General features: G+C 54.1%; 15 protein-coding genes. All 15 read left to right on the top strand.

Features of this window, described 5'->3' with window-relative positions; all coding sequences use genetic code 11:
* The first annotated feature begins 1 nt into the window (after position 1).
* Complete coding sequence (asnB, locus tag ACWHTU_RS10000; RefSeq protein WP_447859199.1) at positions 2-1,897, top strand: asparagine synthase (glutamine-hydrolyzing); 1,896 nt, start codon at positions 2-4, stop codon at positions 1,895-1,897.
* Complete coding sequence (locus tag ACWHTU_RS09995; RefSeq protein WP_447859198.1) at positions 1,894-3,048, top strand: glycosyltransferase family 2 protein; 1,155 nt, start codon at positions 1,894-1,896, stop codon at positions 3,046-3,048. Before asnB ends, ACWHTU_RS09995 begins: the two co-directional genes overlap by 4 nt.
* Positions 3,049-3,184: 136 nt before the next feature.
* Complete coding sequence (locus tag ACWHTU_RS09990; RefSeq protein WP_447859197.1) at positions 3,185-4,348, top strand: hypothetical protein; 1,164 nt, start codon at positions 3,185-3,187, stop codon at positions 4,346-4,348.
* Positions 4,314-5,093 (top strand): formyltransferase family protein, encoded by a 780-nt coding sequence (locus tag ACWHTU_RS09985; RefSeq protein WP_447859196.1) that lies wholly within the window; start codon positions 4,314-4,316, stop codon positions 5,091-5,093. The genes ACWHTU_RS09990 and ACWHTU_RS09985 overlap by 35 nt, the downstream gene beginning before the upstream one ends.
* Before the next feature lie 62 nt (positions 5,094-5,155).
* Entirely contained in the window at positions 5,156-5,683 is a 528-nt protein-coding gene (locus tag ACWHTU_RS09980) for a serine O-acetyltransferase (protein ID WP_447863342.1), read from the top strand.
* A 9-nt stretch (positions 5,684-5,692) separates the two neighbouring features.
* A complete protein-coding gene (locus ACWHTU_RS09975; RefSeq protein WP_447859195.1) occupies positions 5,693-6,493 on the top strand; it encodes a class I SAM-dependent methyltransferase in 801 nt (266 codons plus the stop codon).
* Complete coding sequence (locus tag ACWHTU_RS09970; protein ID WP_447859194.1) at positions 6,493-7,455, top strand: glycosyltransferase; 963 nt, start codon at positions 6,493-6,495, stop codon at positions 7,453-7,455. Before ACWHTU_RS09975 ends, ACWHTU_RS09970 begins: the two co-directional genes overlap by 1 nt.
* 42 nt (positions 7,456-7,497) lie before the next feature.
* The gene (locus tag ACWHTU_RS09965) at positions 7,498-8,844 is read left to right on the top strand and encodes a glycosyltransferase (RefSeq protein ID WP_447859193.1); all 1,347 of its coding nucleotides are present in this window, start codon (positions 7,498-7,500) and stop codon (positions 8,842-8,844) included.
* Between the two features lie 71 nt (positions 8,845-8,915).
* A complete protein-coding gene (locus tag ACWHTU_RS09960; protein ID WP_447859192.1) occupies positions 8,916-11,570 on the top strand; it encodes an exo-rhamnogalacturonan lyase family protein in 2,655 nt (884 codons plus the stop codon).
* Positions 11,563-12,750, top strand: coding sequence for a glycosyltransferase (locus ACWHTU_RS09955; protein ID WP_447859191.1), 1,188 nt, complete (start codon positions 11,563-11,565; stop codon positions 12,748-12,750). The genes ACWHTU_RS09960 and ACWHTU_RS09955 overlap by 8 nt, the downstream gene beginning before the upstream one ends.
* An 84-nt stretch (positions 12,751-12,834) precedes the next feature.
* On the top strand, positions 12,835-14,679 hold the full coding sequence (locus ACWHTU_RS09950) for a carbamoyltransferase family protein (RefSeq protein ID WP_447859190.1): 1,845 nt from the start codon (positions 12,835-12,837) through the stop codon (positions 14,677-14,679).
* A 9-nt stretch (positions 14,680-14,688) separates the two neighbouring features.
* Positions 14,689-15,084, top strand: a complete 396-nt coding sequence (locus ACWHTU_RS09945) for an SxtJ family membrane protein (protein ID WP_447859189.1) — start codon at positions 14,689-14,691, stop codon at positions 15,082-15,084.
* 12 nt (positions 15,085-15,096) lie between these two features.
* Positions 15,097-15,249, top strand: coding sequence for a DUF5989 family protein (locus ACWHTU_RS09940; protein ID WP_447859187.1), 153 nt, complete (start codon positions 15,097-15,099; stop codon positions 15,247-15,249).
* A 723-nt stretch (positions 15,250-15,972) separates the two neighbouring features.
* Positions 15,973-16,860 carry a polysaccharide deacetylase family protein gene (locus ACWHTU_RS09935; RefSeq protein WP_447863341.1) on the top strand — a complete coding sequence of 296 codons (888 nt, stop codon included), beginning with the start codon at positions 15,973-15,975 and terminating at the stop codon, positions 16,858-16,860.
* On the top strand, positions 16,857-18,710 hold the full coding sequence (locus tag ACWHTU_RS09930) for a carbamoyltransferase family protein (protein WP_447859186.1): 1,854 nt from the start codon (positions 16,857-16,859) through the stop codon (positions 18,708-18,710). Before ACWHTU_RS09935 ends, ACWHTU_RS09930 begins: the two co-directional genes overlap by 4 nt.
* The last annotated feature ends 62 nt before the right edge of the window (positions 18,711-18,772 follow it).

Here is an 18,772-nt window from a genome sequence, read left to right as displayed (position 1 = left end):
CATGTGCGGAATCGTCGGTCTATACAACTGGCACGAGCCCACTGAGGTAGTTAGCGACCACCTCAAACGGATGTGTCGGAGCATCGTTCACCGGGGACCTGATGATGAGGGATTTTATCTTGCCCGAGGAATTGGCCTCGGCATGCGACGCCTGAGCATTATCGATGTGGCGGGCGGGCATCAGCCGATTTCCAACGAGGACGGGACGGTTACGGTGGTCTTCAACGGTGAAATCTACAATTACCGCGAGCTTCGAGAGATGTTGACTCGTCGCGGTCACCGCTTTCAGACCCAGACTGACACCGAAGTGATCGTTCACGCATACGAAGAGGATGGTGCCGATTGCATCAAACAGTTCAACGGCATTTTCGCATTCGCTCTATGGGATGCACAGGTTGGACGACTCGTTGTCGCCAGGGACCGGATGGGGGTAAAACCCCTCTACTATGCTCACACTCCGCAGGGATTCGCCCTCGCCTCGGAGGTGAAAGCGCTGTTGACGATCCCTGACGTCCCGCGAGTGATCGATCCGGAGGCAGCCGCTCAATTCTTTCGTCTGGGCTTCACGATTCCTCCTCACACGCTTTTCGGGGGCATTCACAAACTGCCGGCCGGTTGGCGATTGGTCGCCGAACGCGGAACGATTCACTTGCAGAAATACTGGGACCTTGACTTCGTCCGGCTCGATATCGAGCCGACTTTCGACGAGTGTTGTGAGGAACTGAGAGCGGTTTTGTGGAAGGCGGTCACTAGCCAGATGGTCAGTGACGTGCCGTTGGGAGCGTTTCTCAGCGGCGGGGTTGACTCGACCGCTGTGGTCGCGTTCATGCGGCAAGCGGCCACCAACGGCGTCCGGACATACAGCATCGGGTTTGACGCGCAATATGCCTATCACAACGAAGCGCCGTTCGCGGAAGCCGCGGCACGGGCGTTGGGGACGGAACACCGGACGTTGATCGTCCGCCCCCATGTTGCTGATCTACTTCCCAATCTTGTTGAAATGCTGGACGAACCGTTGACCGACACATCGTTCCTTCTTTCCTATTTGGTCAGCGAACTCGCCAGCCGCGACGTCAAAGTGGTGCTGTCCGGATTGGGTGGAGATGAATTATTCGGAGGATATCGTCGCTATCTTGCACCCTCGCTGAACCGCCTGGTGGCCTGGATTCCAGAGAACGTGCGGAGATCTATCGGGAGACTGCTCGACCACGGGCTTCGAGCCGACCGAGGGACGGTCTGGGGCAATTTCGGTCGCTACGGAAAGGCATGGGGACGGACCTCGGCCCTTCCGATGGCACAGCAGTATGTCGGGCTCTTGTCCGTCCTGTCGGTCGAGCTGGTTAACACCCTGTTGAACCGTCCGGCGCCGAGCTCTGATCCGGGTGGTGACTTGATTGAGATCTATGACCGCGTGGGAGCCGAGACTGTGCTGGATCGTTTGATGTACGTCGATGCGAAAACCGTCCTTCCGGAGAGCCTGCTCCTGCTCACCGACAAAATGGGGATGGCAAACTCACTCGAGGTTCGCGTGCCGTTCCTGGACAACCAGGTCGTCGACTTCGTCCGCCGTGTCCCGGCTCACTACCGCATGCGGGGATGGACCCTCAAGCGGCTGCTGAAGGCCGCTCTCAAAGGTGTTGTTCCGGATTTCGTTCTGACCCGTTCGAAACGGGGATTTGGTGGGCCGATGGGTGCCTGGCTACGGACGGATCTTCGGCCGTTGATCGCCCAAGTGCTCGCGAAGGACCGTTTGAAGCGCGAAGGCGTTTTAAACGGCGACGTCGTCGCCCGCGTGATCGCGGCTCATGATGCAGGAAACGAGGACCATACAGAAGCGATCCTGGCGTGCTTGGTGTTCGAACTATGGCGTGAACGGTTCCACGTGGCGCTGCCATGACGACACTGGCGATCATCGCAGCATGGACGGCTTTCGGCTTGGTGGGGTATGTCTACTTCGGATATCCCTTAGCGTTGTGGTGTCTGGCCCGTCTCAGACCACAAGCCGTGTCGTTTGACGCCATGACGCCGTCGATAACGCTGGTGATCTCGGCATACAACGAGGAGCAGGCGATCAAACCGAAATTGGAGAATACTCTTCGTCTCGACTATCCGAGAGACAAACTTCAGGTCATCGTGGTGTCCGACGCCTCGACCGACAACACTGATCGGATCGTGCGCTCGTTCGAAGACCAAGGTGTCATCCTGCTGCGCATGCCGATACGGGGAGGAAAAACGGTCGGGCTCAATGCCGCCTTGACACTGGCTAGAGGCGATATCGTTGTCTTCAGCGATGCGAATATCTTATATCGGCCGGATACACTTCGGAACTTGGTCAAGGGCTTCGCCGACCCCAGCGTCGGGTGTGTGACCGGCGATTCGCGCTATCTCGATGAAGGGCAATCAGCGGCGGATAGACAGGAGAACGCTTACTGGGGCTACGAACGGATGATTCGGTTATGGGAAAGCCAGGTCGGCAGCACTGTAGGAGGAGACGGTGCCATCTTTGCTATTCGCAGGGAGCTCTATACTCCCTTGGCCCCTGAGGCGATCAATGATCTGGTGATTCCGCTCCAAATCGTCGCCAAGGGCTACCGGGCGATTTACGAACCGACGGCCGTCGGCTATGAATCGGCGGCCGGAGACTTTTGGAAGGAGTTTCGCCGAAAGCGACGGATTGTCAACCGGAGTTGGCGCGGAATCATGAGTGTCGCCGATGTGCTCAAACCGTGGCGCGTGGGTATGTTCGCTTGGCAAGTCTGGTCCCACAAAATCCTTCGCTGGTTGGTTCTCCCCCTGATCATGATCGCGGTGGTTGGATGTCTGGTTGCTGCGCAGGATGGATGGGTGTATCGAGTCGGTCTGTTGGGCTTTGCCTTGAGCGTCGGACTGGCTGGCATGGGAGCGGTCGTCCCGGATCAAGATGGTATCGGTGCTCGTATTGCCCAAGGCATGTTTTATTTTTATCTGGTCAATCTCGCCGCCGTACTCGGGATAGCCCGTGCTATCCGTGGGGATGTTGAGATGGTCTGGACACCTGAACGGCCCTAACTTTGCGCTAGCGGATAGATTAAAGGACGACTCGACCATGCGCTATCTCCTGAAACGTGTCCTGCCTCCCAGTATCGTTCACGGGCTTAGTTTCATAGAAGAGGGCATATGCCAGCGCCTGTATCGACCGAGCCACATGATCATCGTGTGGCGTGATCTTCAAAGGTCCGAAGGTGACGGTGCCCTCGACGAAGAGAGCCGGATAGTTTTCCGGCAAGCCCTGCTGGATTGGTTGTGCCGGGCCCAGGACGCAACAGGCGTCGGCGGGGTGTCAGGATACTACAGTTTCTCGCATGGATGGAGCGCGGCGTACCCCGAAACCACCGGATACATTATTCCGACGTTCCTGGAAGCGGCCAGACGGTGCAAGATGTCAGAGTATCAAGAACGAGCTAGACGGATGGCTGATTGGGAAGTGAGCATTCAACTAGCCGACGGCTCCTGGCAATCGGGCTTTGTCACCGCCCCGAAGGTCCCGGCGGTCTTTAATACTGGACAAGTAATCGAAGGGCTGGTGGCAGCCCATTCTTGGTTTGGAGATTCCCGCTACCTGGAAGCCGCGGCACGCGGCGGAGATTGGCTGGTGAAGCACCAGGATGAAGACGGGGGCTGGCGGCAATTCACCTATCGGAACATGTCCAACACCTATTTCACCCGTGTAGCCTGGCCGTTGCTTGCTCTCGCCAAGGTCACCGGCGAGGTTTCCTACCGCCACAGCGCCGTTCGGTTCTTAGAATGGGCTGCCCGTTGCCAGCATGATACCGGCTGGTTCGAGCACTGCGCTCTGGAACCGAACGAACCGCCGCTCACGCACACGATCGGTTACACGATTGAAGGATTCCTCGAGTCCGGACTCCTTCTCAAGGAAGATCGCTGGATCACTGTCGGGCAACGCGCGGCAGACGCGCTGCTGCATCGATACGAAGTGCGCCGCCGCCTCGCCGGCACCTATGCAGAGGGTTGGAAAGGCGATCATTCGTTCTCCTGTTTGACCGGCTGTGCCCAAATCAGCCGAGTCTGGAACCGATTGTACGAAATTACCCGAGATACCCGATACCTCAATGCTGCGCTGAAGTTGAACGACTTTGTAATCGCCCGAGTCGACCTTCGGTCAGGCAATGCCGGGCTCCGCGGTGGCGTGTCGGGGTCCTATCCGGTCTGGGGCCCTTATATGTCCTATCGTGTTCCCAACTGGGCAGCCAAGTTCACGCTCGATGCGTTATTTGCGGAAGAAGACGCCATGGCCATGTTTCGGAGTCTCTACAATGACCATCGTCATTCTGTGCGGATACCCCAATAGTCTGTACGCCAGGGATATTCTGAAGGAGCTCAATAACCGTGGACTCCGGGGGGTCCATGTCGTCGCCGCAAGTGGTCCGCCTGGTCAGCGATCGATCCAAAAGCTCTGGAGGACCCACGGATTCGCGTTTCCTTTTGTGGCGGCTCGATGGATCGTCCGTCGTCTTCTGACCGCGCTTCGGGCATTGCTGAATACGCCCCAAAACCAGAGTCCGACCCTCGAGTCTGAAACGGCCGCCCAAGGCGGGCGCTTTCTTGTCGTCGAAGACGTCAACTGCGAAGAGACCCGTCGTGTGCTGAGCGAACTCCGCGTCGATCTGATGATTCTCGGCGGTGCGCCGATCGTCAAAGCGCCCATCCTTGAAGTGCCCCGCATTGGAACGTTGAATGCACATCAGGGACCGCTTCCACAACTGCGTGGCATGAACGTCATTGAATGGGCGCTGTTGGAAGGAATCCCGCCTACCATCACCGTGCATTTCGTTGATCCCGGTGTGGATACTGGAGATATCATTGCTCTGAAGCGTATCCCGATTCATTTCGGCGACACGCTCGCTTCCGTTCGAGCCACTGCGAGCCGGGTGCAAAGCCAGCTCCTTGCGCAAACGGCGTACGAGGCCAGCAACGGTTTCCTCCCCCGGCAGTCACAACGTAAAGAGGATGGCAAGCAATATTACGCCATGCATCCCCGCTTGAAGGTTTTCGCGGAAGCACGTTTGTCTCAGTTCATTCAAGGCACTGCATGAGCGTCTGCGACACCCGTGATTCGAGCCTGTCTTCGTTAAAACCGAGATCGTCTTTCTTGACCATGATCCGAGCCGATCTCGCTCGCTTTCAGGAGGACAATGGCGGCCTCAGGAACCTTATCAGGGGCCTTGCTTCACAGGGATTTCTGGCGATCTTGGTCTATCGATTCTTTCGGTGGTTTCACGAACGCGGCATTCCGACTCAACCATTCCGGTTTCTGGCCGAACGATTGGTGGAAATGACGACAGGTATCTCCATTCCCGTGGAGGCACAAATCGGAAAGGGTCTGCGCATCCACCATTTTGGGGGGGTCATCCTGCATCCGGAGGTCGTGATTGGGGAACACTGTACGCTGTACCATGATGTGACGCTGGGCGATCGCGGCGGATGGGGCGGTGCGCCTCGGGTCGGGAACAATGTTCTGATCGGCGCAGGAGCCAAAGTTCTTGGAAGGATCGACGTCGGAGACCGGAGTGTGATCGGAGCCAACGCGGTGGTGCTATCTTCTGTTCCTCCGGACTCGCTTGCCGTGGGCGTCCCCGCAATCTGCAAGCCCGGACGGTCGTCGCCTCCACCTGGTCGAGCGTAAAGGAACCAAATGTCCAACAGAGAGCGAGAGCACACCGTGCTTCAATCGCGGCACGAAGTTGAGCGCCGATTCCATGATGAAAAGGCCGTTTCGCACCATCACCATCACGGCCATGGATCGAACGGACACAACTTCTACGCGAAAGGGGGGATGGACCCCGTGTGGGACGCATATTTGCGTTCGATCGGCGAGCTCGACGGCATGACGATTCTGGATTTCGGATGCGGAGAAGGATGGAGTACCGTCGCGTACTGCAAACGCGGCGCGAAGGTCTATTGCTTCGACATTTCGCCAGAGAGTCTCCGCAACCTGGTTCACGATGCAGAAGCCGCAGGGGTCGCCGGACGCATCTATCCGGCCGTCATGGCCGCCGAAGACTTGGGCTATCCGAGCAAGATATTTGACCTGGTCTTGGGAGTGTCCATTCTTCATCACACGGACGTGAGCTGCGCGGGTCGCGAGATTGCCCGCGTCCTGAAGCCTGGCGGTCGTGCTCTATTCATTGAGCCGCTCGCGCACAATATTTTTCTACGAATATTTCGGTGGCTGACCCCACATAGGCGGACCCTGACAGAACAGCCAATGACGGACAGGCAGATCACAGACTTTATACGTGCATTCCGCTCAGGGGAATATCGCGGTTACCAATTCCTGTCCATTTTTTCGCAAGGATTGTTTTGGCTGACGGGGAACGAATGGCTGCTCCGCAAAACCCTACATGTGACGGATCGCTTGGATCGTTGGATTCTGTCAGCCTTCCCTTTTCTTCGACGCTATTGCTGGGCAGCTATTATCGAGGTGCGTAACTGATGGCCGTTCTTCCGCATGTCTCGGTGATCATTCCAGCGCACAACGAAGCAGCACATCTCCCTGCGCTGTTGGACTCGCTGGCATCGCTTAAATATCCCAAAGACAAGCTGGAAGTGATCGTTGTTGATCACGACTCAACGGATCATACTGCTGAGATCGCCGAACGATTGGGAGTTACCGTTGTTCGCAAGCATGGTGGAACCATCTCCAGTGTCCGTAATGCTGGAGCCAAGGCCGCCGACGGTGAGATTTTGGCTTTTCTCGACGCTGATTGCACTGTCGATGCGGAATGGCTTGCTCGCGCGATACCGTATTTTGAAGACGCCACCGTAGGCGCGGTCGGGAGCTATCATCTCGTGCCATTGGATCCCCCGACCTGGGTTCGAAGGGTCTTACAAAAACTGATCGAAGCCCGCCCGCATGTCACCCAAACGACCTGGCTCCCGTCGGGAAACCTGTTTGTCCGCCGCAGCGCGTTCTGGGAATGCGGCGGTTTCGACGAAGCGCTTTTGACGTGCGAGGATGTGGATCTGTGCTATCGCTTGGCCAAGCGCTACAAGATCGTTGCGGACTCCCGTATCCGATGCTGGCACCATGGCGAGCCCCGAACTCTGTGGGAAGTGTTCAGAAAAGAGCTGTGGAGAGGACGAGACAACTTTGCCGGGGCCTTCCGGCATGGACTAAGCCCGTCCGAACTGCCGAGTCTCGTGTTGCCTGTCTATGTCGTGTGCGTGCTTTTCGGTCTCTTCGCGAGCCCGCTTGTCTGGGCGGTCGATCATGATGCAGCATGGTGGTGGCTCGCTGGATCGATGGTCGCTCTTGTTGGACCGCTTTTGGCTATCTCCCTTCTTTTTAGTGCCAAGGTTGCGTCGTTGAAGTACGTTGTTCATTTCGTTGTTTATTTTTTGGTGTATTTCCTGGCCCGCGGTCTGGGACCGATCTATGCGTGGCGCAATATCTGATCCTGAATACTACCGCACCTCTTGCCCATGAAACGCGTCCTCATGATCGCCTATTTTTTCCCTCCTGTCGGAGGAATCGGCGCAGCCGGCTCCCAACGTGTTCTTAAGTTTGCCAAATACTTGCCCAAGTATGGATGGCAACCGATTATTCTTTCTGTCAAAGAGCAGTGCTATGAGCCATATTTGTCGACGGATCCGTCGCTGCTTTCCAAGATTCTTCCCGGAACCCCGTTGGTTCGGACATCCGTCATCCGGGGGTTGACTCGCATCCTCGAACTAAAAGGCAAGCTAAGACGGTGGGCTGTGGTCGAATCGCCATGTACTAACTCACCTGTAATGCGTCCTCAGAGCGTGGTACGTCTACCCGCGCAAGGATGGTACCAGCGGATAAAGGACGGCATCACGGATTTATTCGAAATTCCCGACGAGGAAATGGGGTGGATCTTTCCCGCGACGATAGGCGGGCTCATGGCCTTTAGGCATCACCGGTATGATGTGGTCTTCTCCACCGGGCGCCCATGGAGCGCCCATGTGATCGGTTTGCTCCTTAAGCGGATCACCGGGAAACCTCTTGTCGTGGATTTTCGCGACCCCTGGATGACAAATCCCTTCCGGCTGACTTATTCACGGTTAAGAAACAGCTTGGAAAGAGCCCTTGAACGCAAGGTAATTGAAGGAGCTGACTTGGTTATCGCTAACACACAGGAATTGCAAGCCGAATTCGTGCAGCGTTTTCCGGGTCAGCCAGGTGACAAGTTTGCTGTTCTCTTGAATGGATTTGATCCAGACGATTATGGTCCATTGCATGAAGGTCACTTCGCCGAAAAACAAGAGCACTTTGTAATCGTTCATACCGGTTTCCTGTACGGACGCAGAGACCCGCGATCCTTTTTAAAGGCGCTCCAGATGTTCACAAGTAGATCGGACATCGGTCGTGAACGCGTGAAAGTAAATTTTGTCGGCACCGTCGAGCTACCGTATGACTTGCCGGAGTTTCTTGCAGCTCACGGCCTAAGCGACATCGTGACGCTCAATCATCATGTTCCCTTTACAGAAAGTTTGGGCCACATGCGACAGGCATCCGTTCTGCTGCTACTTCAGCCAGGAACAACAACGCAGGTTCCCTCCAAGCTGTTCGAATACATCGGCATGAAAAAACCGATTTTGGCCATTTCGCCCAGATCCGGAGCTACGAGCAGAATTGTGTCCGAGGAAGGGGTAGGGGAAGTCGCCGATCCGAGCAACGTTGAGGAGATCGCACTTGCATTACAAAAACTTTACCAGCGTTGGAAGACGGGTGAGCAATTGGATTGGTCTTACGAGGCGGCCTATCGGAAATACAACGTGCGGCTTTTGACGGAACAATTGGTCTTGTTGCTGCCGCAATGAACCTTGGTTTTCACCAAGATGCCTGGTTGATCATTCCTTAAGTCTAATGATCAGCCACATGTAGTCATTCGATGATGCTTCGTCCTTTCGAGATTCCGATCCTTTTAGAAGAACACGCAGGAATTCCCAGGAAACAGGAACCTGTGACGCTCGGAATCCCTCTTCCTAAGGGAGCGATTCGATCGTCATGGGATTTCTTATTGATCGATCCAGACGAAAACCACGTGCCTTTACAGGTCCGCGAATTAGCCCGATGGTCCGACGGTAGTCTGAAATGGGTGCTGCTTGATTTTCTCGCCGACGCAGCACCTCAACGCGCAACACAGTACCGCCTTCGAGCGGGACCACATCCCACGGCACTTATCACCTCTCCCCGATTATCTGTCACACAACACGGCGCCGGCATCGAGGTTGACACCGGATCGGCTGTATTTCACATCGAAGCTGGCGGAGTCGGGTTTTTTTCAAGCGTGAAACTGTCCGGCGTTGAGATATGGGACAGCGCGAACAGCGGGATGGTTCTGACGAATGAGGTCGATACTCCATATTCCCAGCAAGTCGCCAACGTCGCGGTCGAGTCGGATGGGCCGATCAGGGCGACTGTGAGGTTGGACGGAAGTTTCCGAGACCAAAATGGAGCGCGGCATTCGGAGTTCGTTTCGCGTCTACACTTTTTTGCCGGAACCGGTTTGGTCCAGCTCCAGTTCACGCTTCGTAACCCTCAGGCGGCACAGCATCCGCGGGGATTGTGGGATTTGGGCGACCCTGGCTCAATCTATTTTAAGGACCTTTCGCTTTCGATCGGCCTCCGATGCGCCGATAACCGTCGATTTCAGTGGATGGCCGAACCGCTGCAGGCAGCGCAATCAGGTCAATATGAACGTTTCCAGATTTATCAAGATTCGAGTGGAGGACCAAATTGGAAAAGCCGTAACCATGTGAATCGGTTCGGAATTGTTCCGAACAGTTTCAAGGGCTACCGCGTGAGGGGAGACGGCGTTGATCTCGCGCACGGAAATCGGGCCACGCCGATCGTGTCACTATCTACCGGTCTGGCGACGGTCGCCGCGACCGTGGAGCGGTTTTGGCAAAATTTTCCGAAACGATTGGAAGTCGCCGGATACGCAATCCGGCTCGGTCTGTTCCCCGATGCTTATCGAGATGTCTTCGAGTTGCAGGGAGGGGAACAAAAAACCTACACCGCGTGGCTGTCATTCGGAAAAGACGACTTGTCGATCTCAAATCTTGAGTGGATAAATCATCGCCTCGTCGCTCGTGCCACTCCGGACTGGTACGCCGACACCCAGGTCTTTGCCTTTTTCCTGCCGACTGACAGGCAACCGGTTGAAAACAAAGAACTCGCTTTGGCCAGCGACCTGATCAACAGCGCCGTCCATGGAGACAATACGTTCTTTCACAGACGGGAAATCATCGACGAATACGGATGGAGACACTTTGGAGATTTGTACGCCGATCATGAAGCCGTCAATCAAAAAGACGGCCCCCCTCTTGTCGCTCATTACAACAATCAGTACGACGTGGTCCATGGCGCGCTCGTGCAATATTGCCGAAGCGGCGATCATCGGTGGTTCTTGCTGGCCGACGATCTCGCAAAGCATGTCATAGACATCGATATCTATCACACCCGCGAGGATCGACCGGCTGTCAACGGAGGACTGTTTTGGCATACCGATCATTACACTGATGCTGGGACCGCCACGCATCGTTCGTTTTCACGGGCAAGCCCGCAGGCTGCAAAATCGTCTGGATATGGGGGAGGGCCGGCCTGTGAACACAACTATACAACGGGATTGCTGTATTACTATTACTTGACGGGAAGTCCTCAAGCCTATGACGCCGTGATCACTTTAGCTGATTGGGTCATCAACATGGACGATGGGTCGACACGGATACTTGGCTTCTTGGACCGGCGTCCGACCGGATACAGTACGTTAACTGCCACGCCCGGCTATCACGGTCCTGGACGTGGAGCTGGAAATTCCGTCAACGCTTTGATCGATGCTTATACACTGACAGGGTCCATTCGGTATCTCGAACGAGCTGAACAGTTGATTCGTCGTTGCATTCACCCGCACGACGACATAGAAGAGCGGAACCTCGACGACGTTGAACGACGATGGTCTTACACCGTATTTCTGAGCGTGTTGGGGAAGTATCTCGATCTCAAGATCGAACAAGATGCCAGAGATTACATGTACGCTTATGCGAGAGCAAGTCTACTTCATTACGCACAATGGATGCTCAATCATGAAGTGCCGTATAAAAGCGTGCTCCATAAGGTGGAGATTCCTACAGAAACCTGGCCGGCTCAGGATATCAGAAAAGTTACCGTCCTCCATTGGGCAGCTAAGCACTCTTCCGGGGCTCTTCGAGAAGCTTTTCGCTCGAAAGCTTCCTTTTACTTCACTGCAAGTGTGACAGATCTCCTGTCTTTTCCCACCCACCGATTGACCAGACCTATCGTCATCTTCTTGGGCAACGCGTACATTCATGCCTACTGCCTCGTCCGAGGTGAGGGAACGGCTCCTGAGCCTTTGGGGCAGTACGATTTTGGTTGGCCTCAGTCGTTCAAGTATCAATTCTATGAGCTCTATCGCGCGAGAGATTGGATTCGCCGACTGCTCGGACGTCTAGAAGAGTTCGCATGTCGCTCGCGGTTTCGGCTGTCAGGATCCCGTAACGCCGCTGAGAATCGTTATGCCTGAAATCCGGCTTTTGGAAGTGCGCAACACCTATAAATGGGGCGGCGGTCCCGATAAAACTATTCTGCTCTCGGCGTCACTGCACAATCGAGACCGCGTGGTTCCAGTGGTTGCTTACATTAGAGATGTTCGTGATCGGGACTTTGCGATTACTCGAAAGGCGCGCGAGCTTGGCTTAACCTATTATGAAATTCCAGAGCGAGGCAAGTTCGATCCAAGCGTTTTGCTGACGTTGCGGAAGCTGATCGTCAAACATGATATCAATCTTGTCCACCCGCACGATTACAAAAGCGATCTCTTTTGTTACTTGGTCAGCCGTTTGCTGAGAAAGAGACCGCTCGCATTGATTTCGACGGCCCACAATTGGGCCATGATGGGTCTTCGAGGAGAACTCTATAGACGATTGGACCTGTTCGTCATGCGGTACTTTGACCACCTAATCGCCGTTTCTGACGCCACAAAATCTGCAATGGTGAACGCGGGCCTTCCGTCCGAAAAAATCACGGTGATTCATAATGCTGTTGACACCACCGTATGGGCTCCTCGGGTGGCAAACACGTTTAGATCGGAATTTGGATTGGAAGGAGTCTTTCCGCTGATCGGTTATGTTGGACGAATAACCGAAGAAAAGAACCTTAAGATGTGGCTTCGGGTTGCAGCCAACATTGCGCAGCGATACCCCGAAGCACGGTTCGTGATAGTCGGTGACGGTGCAAGTCCGAGGCTCCACACCGAACTTCAAAAATTGGCGACAGCTCTGAACATCGCTGATCGGGTTGTCTTTACAGGTTATAGACAGGACCTTCAGAACGTCTATGCGGCATTAGACGTGTTTTTTATGACCTCCTGTAGGGAGGGACTGTCCAACAGCATTCTGGAGGCCATGGCCATGGGGTTACCCGTGGTAGCCACCGATGTTGGCGGCACCAGGGAGTTGATAGAGAATGGCAACAGCGGATATCTCCTGCCAGTCGGTGATTCGACGGGCATGACCGAAGCCCTCATAAACCTGCTAGGTGATCCGTGCCTGCGTACCCAAATGGCCATGGCTGCAAGAAAAAGGACAGAGGAGAGGTTCTCCTTTCAATTACGATTACGTCGCATCGAGGCTCTCTATGAACAGTTGGTTCGCGAAAAGATAAGCGCCATGAACCTAGGAGAAACAGCGCACCTTCGTGCATAGCGCATCCCGATTCTCACAACCTCTTACTGATGACCGACACTTGTAGCGATTGGTGATCAGAGCAGATCCAAACTAGGAGGGCTCGTGACCAGCATTCTAGGAATTTCAGCGTACTATCACGATAGCGCGGCGTGCCTGGTCATCGATGGGGAGATCGTGGCGGCTGCCCAGGAAGAGCGCTTTACACGCAAAAAACACGATCCCCGCTTTCCCATTCATGCGGTTCGCTATTGCCTACAAGAGGGCGGTGTGTCTCTTTCGGATCTTAAGTATATCGTCTTTTACGATAAGCCGCTTGTGAAATTTGAGCGGATACTTGAAACCTATTTGGCCTACGCTCCCCAAGGTGTGCGCTCGTTCATCGTTTCAATGCCGGTCTGGCTCAAGGAGAAATTGCTGCTCAAGAATCTTTTGCAAAAGGAATTACTTTCAGCGAGCTCATGCATATCCCGACAAGATCTTCCGCCTATTCTATTTTGCGAACATCATGAATCGCACGCAGCTTCTGCTTTTTATCCGTCACCGTTCGATCGGGCAGCGGTTTTGTGCATGGATGGGGTAGGGGAGTGGGCAACCACTTCCGCGTGGCTGGGCAACGGCAATACGCTGATGCCGCTGTGGGAAATTCCGTTTCCTCATTCACTGGGATTACTGTATTCCGCGTTCACCTATTACACGGGATTCAAGGTCAATTCCGGCGAGTACAAAGTCATGGGATTGGCTCCCTATGGCGAGCCCAAATACGTGAAGGCGATTTTGGATCACCTGATCGATCTGAAAGCCGACGGCACCTTCCGGCTCAACATGGAGTACTTTGATTATTGCACCGGACTGAAAATGACAGGAACGAAATTCGACAAGCTGTTCGGCGGGCCGCCGCGCGAGCCGGAAAGCAAACTGACCCAGCGCGAAATGGATCTCGCTCGTTCCATCCAAGAAGTGACGGAAGAAGTGATGCTTCGCCTGGGTCGTACTCTCTATCGTGAAACCAGCTGCGACTATCTGTGTCTGGCGGGAGGAGTTGCGTTGAACTGTGTGGGAAACGGCCGTATCCTGCGCGAGGGGCCGTACAAGGGACTCTGGATTCAACCGGCTTCGGGGGACGCCGGTGGCGCAGTCGGGGCAGCTTTAGCGGCCTGGCATCAATACGAAGAGCACCCGCGGAAAGCGAGTGGCCACGATCAGATGAAAGGTAGCTTCTTGGGACCTTCCTTTTCAAATGACCAAATCGAGCACTTTCTCCAAAAACTGGATGCTCCATATGAGGTCCTCGCCGACAGCCGATTGTTTGATCACATTGCTGACCAACTCGCGGCCGGCAAAGTCGTCGGTTGGTTCCAAGGTCGCATGGAATTCGGTCCCAGAGCCCTTGGGGCGCGCAGCATCTTAGGCGATCCCCGTAATCCCAAAATGCAATCGGTGATGAATCTCAAAATTAAATATAGAGAGTCGTTCCGTCCTTTCGCTCCCTCAGTTCTTCGAGAGCGCGTGTCGGATTACTTTGATCTGAACACGGATAGTCCTTACATGCTTCTCGTGGCGCCCGTTCTTGAACGCCGGCGTCTTCCTTTTCCGGCCAATCGTACGAGTCTGTGGGGCATTGACCTGCTAAACGTGCCTCGCTCGGATATTCCCGCCGTCACTCATCTGGACTATTCAGCTCGCGTCCAAACCGTTCATCGCGAAACTAACCCTCGCTACTACCAACTTCTTAAAGCCTTTGAGGCGAAAACGGGCTGCGCGGTATTGGTGAACACCTCATTTAATGTTCGTGGCGAGCCGATCGTCTGCACGCCAGAAGACGCTTACCGTTGTTTCATGCGGACCGAGATGGACATTCTGGTTCTTGAAAACTGTGTGCTGACAAAATCAAAACAGAAGCCGCTCCAGGGTGATACGAATTGGCAAAACGAATTCGAACTCGATTGAGGCTGTCCCATGGAACAGGGAAACGTGACAAAAGAATTGCGCACCTTTGGTCTCTTGGTTGGTGGCATTTTTCTGGTCATTGGACTCTGGCCACTGATGTGGCGTGGCGAAGAGCCGAGACTATGGGCCCTTTTCCTTGGCGGCGGACTCGTTGGACTCGGAGGAGTGCTTCCTGAGACATTGAAGCCTGTCTATGCAGTTTGGATAAAACTAGGGCATATCGTTGGGTTGATCAATACTCGAATTATATTAGGCATTGTCTTTTTCGGCCTGCTTACCCCCATAGGATTAGTCATGCGCCTCTTTGGGCGGGATGCAATGCGCCGTGGATTTGTCAACAATTCCCCCACGTATCGGGTCATTCGCCATCCACGGCCGCGAACGCATATGAAACACCAATTTTAAAAGGATTTAAACATGGGTGAATTTCTCATAGAGTTATGGGCATTTATGAGAGAGCGTAAAAAGTTTTGGCTGCTGCCTATCGTGCTGGTGTTGCTCCTCCTCGGCACCTTGATTGTCTTCACTCAGGGTTCCGCCGTCGCACCGTTTATCTATACTCTCTTTTGACACAAAAGACCGATCGGTTGTCACCGAAGAATCCTGGCAGGAGTCTTTAGATCGGAAACTAGCACTGCGAAGACCATTGCTATCCGCAATGGTCTGACTGCATGAGTATTTCTGACCATGTGGAATCAGTGAAAAACTCAATTTTTATTCGCGTCACGTCGTGACCCTCGAGGCGTTGACGACGATGATTGCGCAGCTTCGTCACCGCGGGCCGGACCAAAAGGGAGTGTTAACGCACGGCCGCGTCGGCTTGAATCATTGTCGTCTCTGGATCGTCGACTAGAGAACCATTGCCGGGCAGCCGATGTGTAATGAAAATGAACCTGTATAGGCAACCATCAACGGAGAAATCTGCAACTTTACTGTATTACGTAAATAATTTGGAGAACGAGCCCTTACGTTTAGAATTAGTAGCGCTCCGAGGTACTTGTTCATGCCAATAAATAAGGAAATCGTTGGTCCGTTCATCTCTGTGATCTTCTCATGTTGGAACCGGGGCATCCCACATTCATCGACTTAGACACTCGGCGGGTTTCGCCTTCGTAGACTCGCCTTTTCTTTCAGGCAAAATTCAACTTTCTTTGAATGATGTTGCGTCCGAGCCCTGAGGACTACTGCAATCTTCCTTCAAGTAGTCCCCCGCACCTCATTGTTGTCATCGATACTGAGGAAGAGTTCGATTGGTCCCGCGGATACGCGCGCTCGAACACGGCCGTGACGGCGATGCGCTATATCGGCCGCGCGCAGAGACTATTCGATGAATACAGCATCAAGCCTGTTTATGTCATCGACTATCCGGTAGTAAACCAAGATGAAGGCTATCGCCCACTTCAAGAAATTTATGTAGACGGACGCTGCGTAATTGGAGCCCACCTTCATCCATGGGTGAATCCTCCCTTCGATGAACCCCTGCTACTGCGCAACAGTTTTCCCGGGAATCTTCCGCGAGCGTTGGAAGCGGAAAAGTTGCGAGTACTCGGAGAGTGCATTGGTGAACGATTCGGGCAAGCACCGGTTTTGTACAAGGCGGGTCGGTACGGCGTCGGACCCCATACCGCATCCATCTTGGAGGAACAAGGCTATCAGATCGATCTGAGTATATGCCCTGAGATGGATTATTCTGCTGAAGGGGGGCCTGACTTTACTGCCCATTCTGCATGGCCGTACTGGTTTGGGTCAGGGTTGCTCGAACTGCCGCTCACCGTCGGTTACACGGGAAGGCTTAGACAATGGGGGAAAATGTACCGTTATCTGTTGACAGCGGAGCGCTCGATTCGATGGCGGATACCAGGCGTACTGGCCAGACTTAACCTTTTAGAAAAGGTTTGGCTTTCTCCAGAGGGACATGTATCTTCGGAACAAGAACGCCTCTTGCGCGCACTCATTTCCGACGGATTAAAAGTCTTTACATTCTCGTTCCACAGTCCATCTCTCGTGCCAGGGCATACCCCGTATGTGAGATCGCAAAAGGAACTTGAGCAATTCATGTCACGGTGCCGCAGCGTGCTCGATTTTTTTATGGGCGAATGCGGAGGACGTCCGACGACCCCCATGGAAGTAAAGTCCAAGCTCGTACCGCTTACCCACTTGAGGCCTCAGGAGGACCCATGATCGTGCTCGCGATTTCTCCGTTGGACAAGGATTCGACGGTGACCCTATTGAACGACGGAAAGGTTCTCTTTGCCGCAGGGGAAGAACGGTTTACTCGCCGGAAATTGCAGGACGGGTTTCCGACACAGGCGTTACAAGCCGGACTCGCCTACACCGGCATTTCGCTGAAAGATATTGATCAGGTCGCCTATCCCTTTTTTGACTCAAGAAGAGAAATCGAATTGTTTACCAAGAACCTGCAGGATGAAACCATTTTCTTAAGGTCGGCACCATTTACCAGAATGGACAAAGAGATCGAAGACGCCTTGGCTAGAGTGCCGAAGCGTACCGAGCTCATTCCCGGGCTTACCGATCCGAACGAGACAATGTCAAAGAGCAGGCTGCACAAGTTGTTTTACCGCTTGGCAGGCGCGGAAGGAGTATGCTCTAGACTAGCGGCCAGGTACGGGTCTGTGAAGTGGAAACGCGAAGCCGCTGTGTATCACAGACAATGGCAACGGGAGTTAGTACACAATCTCAAGCAATTGGACCTTCTTAAGAAATTGAAACGTTACGATCATCATCTGTCACACGCCGCTGCGGCATATTTTGCCAGCGGATACGAACGCGCGCTTATTGTAACCCTGGACGGTTATGGATCGGGTCTGGCTGGCTCCATCAGCATTGGCGAAGGACGTCGGTTGAGACGCATACACAAGCTAGACTATCCACACTCGCTCGGGACGTTCTACGAAAGCGTCACATCCTCTTTGGGTTTCAAGCCGAGTCGCCATGAGGGCAAAATTGTCGGCCTGGCGGCGTACGGAGAGCCAAAGGTCCTACTCGATGTCGTCATGAGCCGGTTCGTTGAGGAACCCGGCTCATTCCGCATACGCGAAAGCAACAATATCTACTTTTCCCGTTATCTCGCCTCGCTGTTTCCCAAAGTAGACGTTGCGGCCGCCTACCAACGCGCATTGGAAATCGTGGCAACGAACTATATCCGCTACTACGTTGAGACCACCGGAGTCGATACGGTCGTCATGGCCGGTGGAGTTATGGCGAATGTCAAAATGAATCAAAGAATATTCGAGATTCCGGGTATCCGCAGAATTTTTGTTTATCCCAATATGGGGGATGGTGGTTGTGGAACAGGAGCAGGTTTTCTCGCCTGCCGTGAGCAGCTTGGCGAAGACACGGCCTACAAGTCGGTCTACTACGGGCCCGAATATTCCGACAGCGTGATCTTGGAAGCGCTTCGAAACGCAGGGCTTGCGTTTGAACGCATCGATCCAATTGAGCCTAAGGTAGCGGCTTTGATTCACGAAGGCAGCGTGGTGGCACGCTTCAACGGACGGATGGAGTACGGTCCCAGAGCGCTTGGAAATCGGTCGATCCTTTATCGGGCGACTGAACCGGAGGTCAATCACTGGTTGAATCAGAGATTGGGACGCACGGAATTTATGCCATTCGCACCGGCGACGCTGTATGAGCATCGAGATCGTTGTTACCATCACATTGATGGCGCTGAATTTGCCGCTCAATTCATGACCATCACGTTTGACTGCACTGAATTTATGAAGCGGACCTGTCCGGCCGCCGTGCACGTGGATGGCACTGCCAGGCCGCAATTAGTCAACCGGGAGACGAACCCAAGTTTCCATGCCATACTTACCGAGTATTATCGATTAAGTGGGATTCCGTCCGTTATCAACACCAGCTTTAACATGCATGAGGAACCTATCGTGAATTCCCCCAACGACGCGATCCGAGCTTTTTTGGAAGGCAATCTCGATTATCTCGCGATCGGGCACTACCTCGTCAGACATCCTTCCCGCTCCAAGTTATCTGACCGACCTCGCCCAGGTTGAAGCACAATATGCACGACCCGAGCTTCGCGCGGATTGATGACTTGCATTGGCTCTGCAGGCCT

The sequence above is a fragment of the Nitrospira calida genome (assembly GCF_976986435.1).
This window is presented reverse-complemented; position numbering and strand designations above follow the sequence as displayed.

Bases quoted from the DNA above. Each gene is read 5' to 3' on its own strand.
- asnB (WP_447859199.1), top strand. From the start codon at position 2: ATGTGCGGAATCGTCGGTCTATACAACTGGCACGAGCCCACTGAGGTA.
- ACWHTU_RS09995 (WP_447859198.1), top strand. From the start codon at position 1,894: ATGACGACACTGGCGATCATCGCAGCATGGACGGCTTTCGGCTTGGTG.
- ACWHTU_RS09990 (WP_447859197.1), top strand. From the start codon at position 3,185: ATGATCATCGTGTGGCGTGATCTTCAAAGGTCCGAAGGTGACGGTGCC.
- ACWHTU_RS09985 (WP_447859196.1), top strand. From the start codon at position 4,314: ATGACCATCGTCATTCTGTGCGGATACCCCAATAGTCTGTACGCCAGG.
- ACWHTU_RS09980 (WP_447863342.1), top strand. From the start codon at position 5,156: ATGATCCGAGCCGATCTCGCTCGCTTTCAGGAGGACAATGGCGGCCTC.
- ACWHTU_RS09975 (WP_447859195.1), top strand. From the start codon at position 5,693: ATGTCCAACAGAGAGCGAGAGCACACCGTGCTTCAATCGCGGCACGAA.
- ACWHTU_RS09970 (WP_447859194.1), top strand. From the start codon at position 6,493: ATGGCCGTTCTTCCGCATGTCTCGGTGATCATTCCAGCGCACAACGAA.
- ACWHTU_RS09965 (WP_447859193.1), top strand. From the start codon at position 7,498: ATGATCGCCTATTTTTTCCCTCCTGTCGGAGGAATCGGCGCAGCCGGC.
- ACWHTU_RS09960 (WP_447859192.1), top strand. From the start codon at position 8,916: ATGATGCTTCGTCCTTTCGAGATTCCGATCCTTTTAGAAGAACACGCA.
- ACWHTU_RS09955 (WP_447859191.1), top strand. From the start codon at position 11,563: ATGCCTGAAATCCGGCTTTTGGAAGTGCGCAACACCTATAAATGGGGC.
- ACWHTU_RS09945 (WP_447859189.1), top strand. From the start codon at position 14,689: ATGGAACAGGGAAACGTGACAAAAGAATTGCGCACCTTTGGTCTCTTG.
- ACWHTU_RS09940 (WP_447859187.1), top strand. From the start codon at position 15,097: ATGGGTGAATTTCTCATAGAGTTATGGGCATTTATGAGAGAGCGTAAA.
- ACWHTU_RS09935 (WP_447863341.1), top strand. From the start codon at position 15,973: ATGCGCTATATCGGCCGCGCGCAGAGACTATTCGATGAATACAGCATC.
- ACWHTU_RS09930 (WP_447859186.1), top strand. From the start codon at position 16,857: ATGATCGTGCTCGCGATTTCTCCGTTGGACAAGGATTCGACGGTGACC.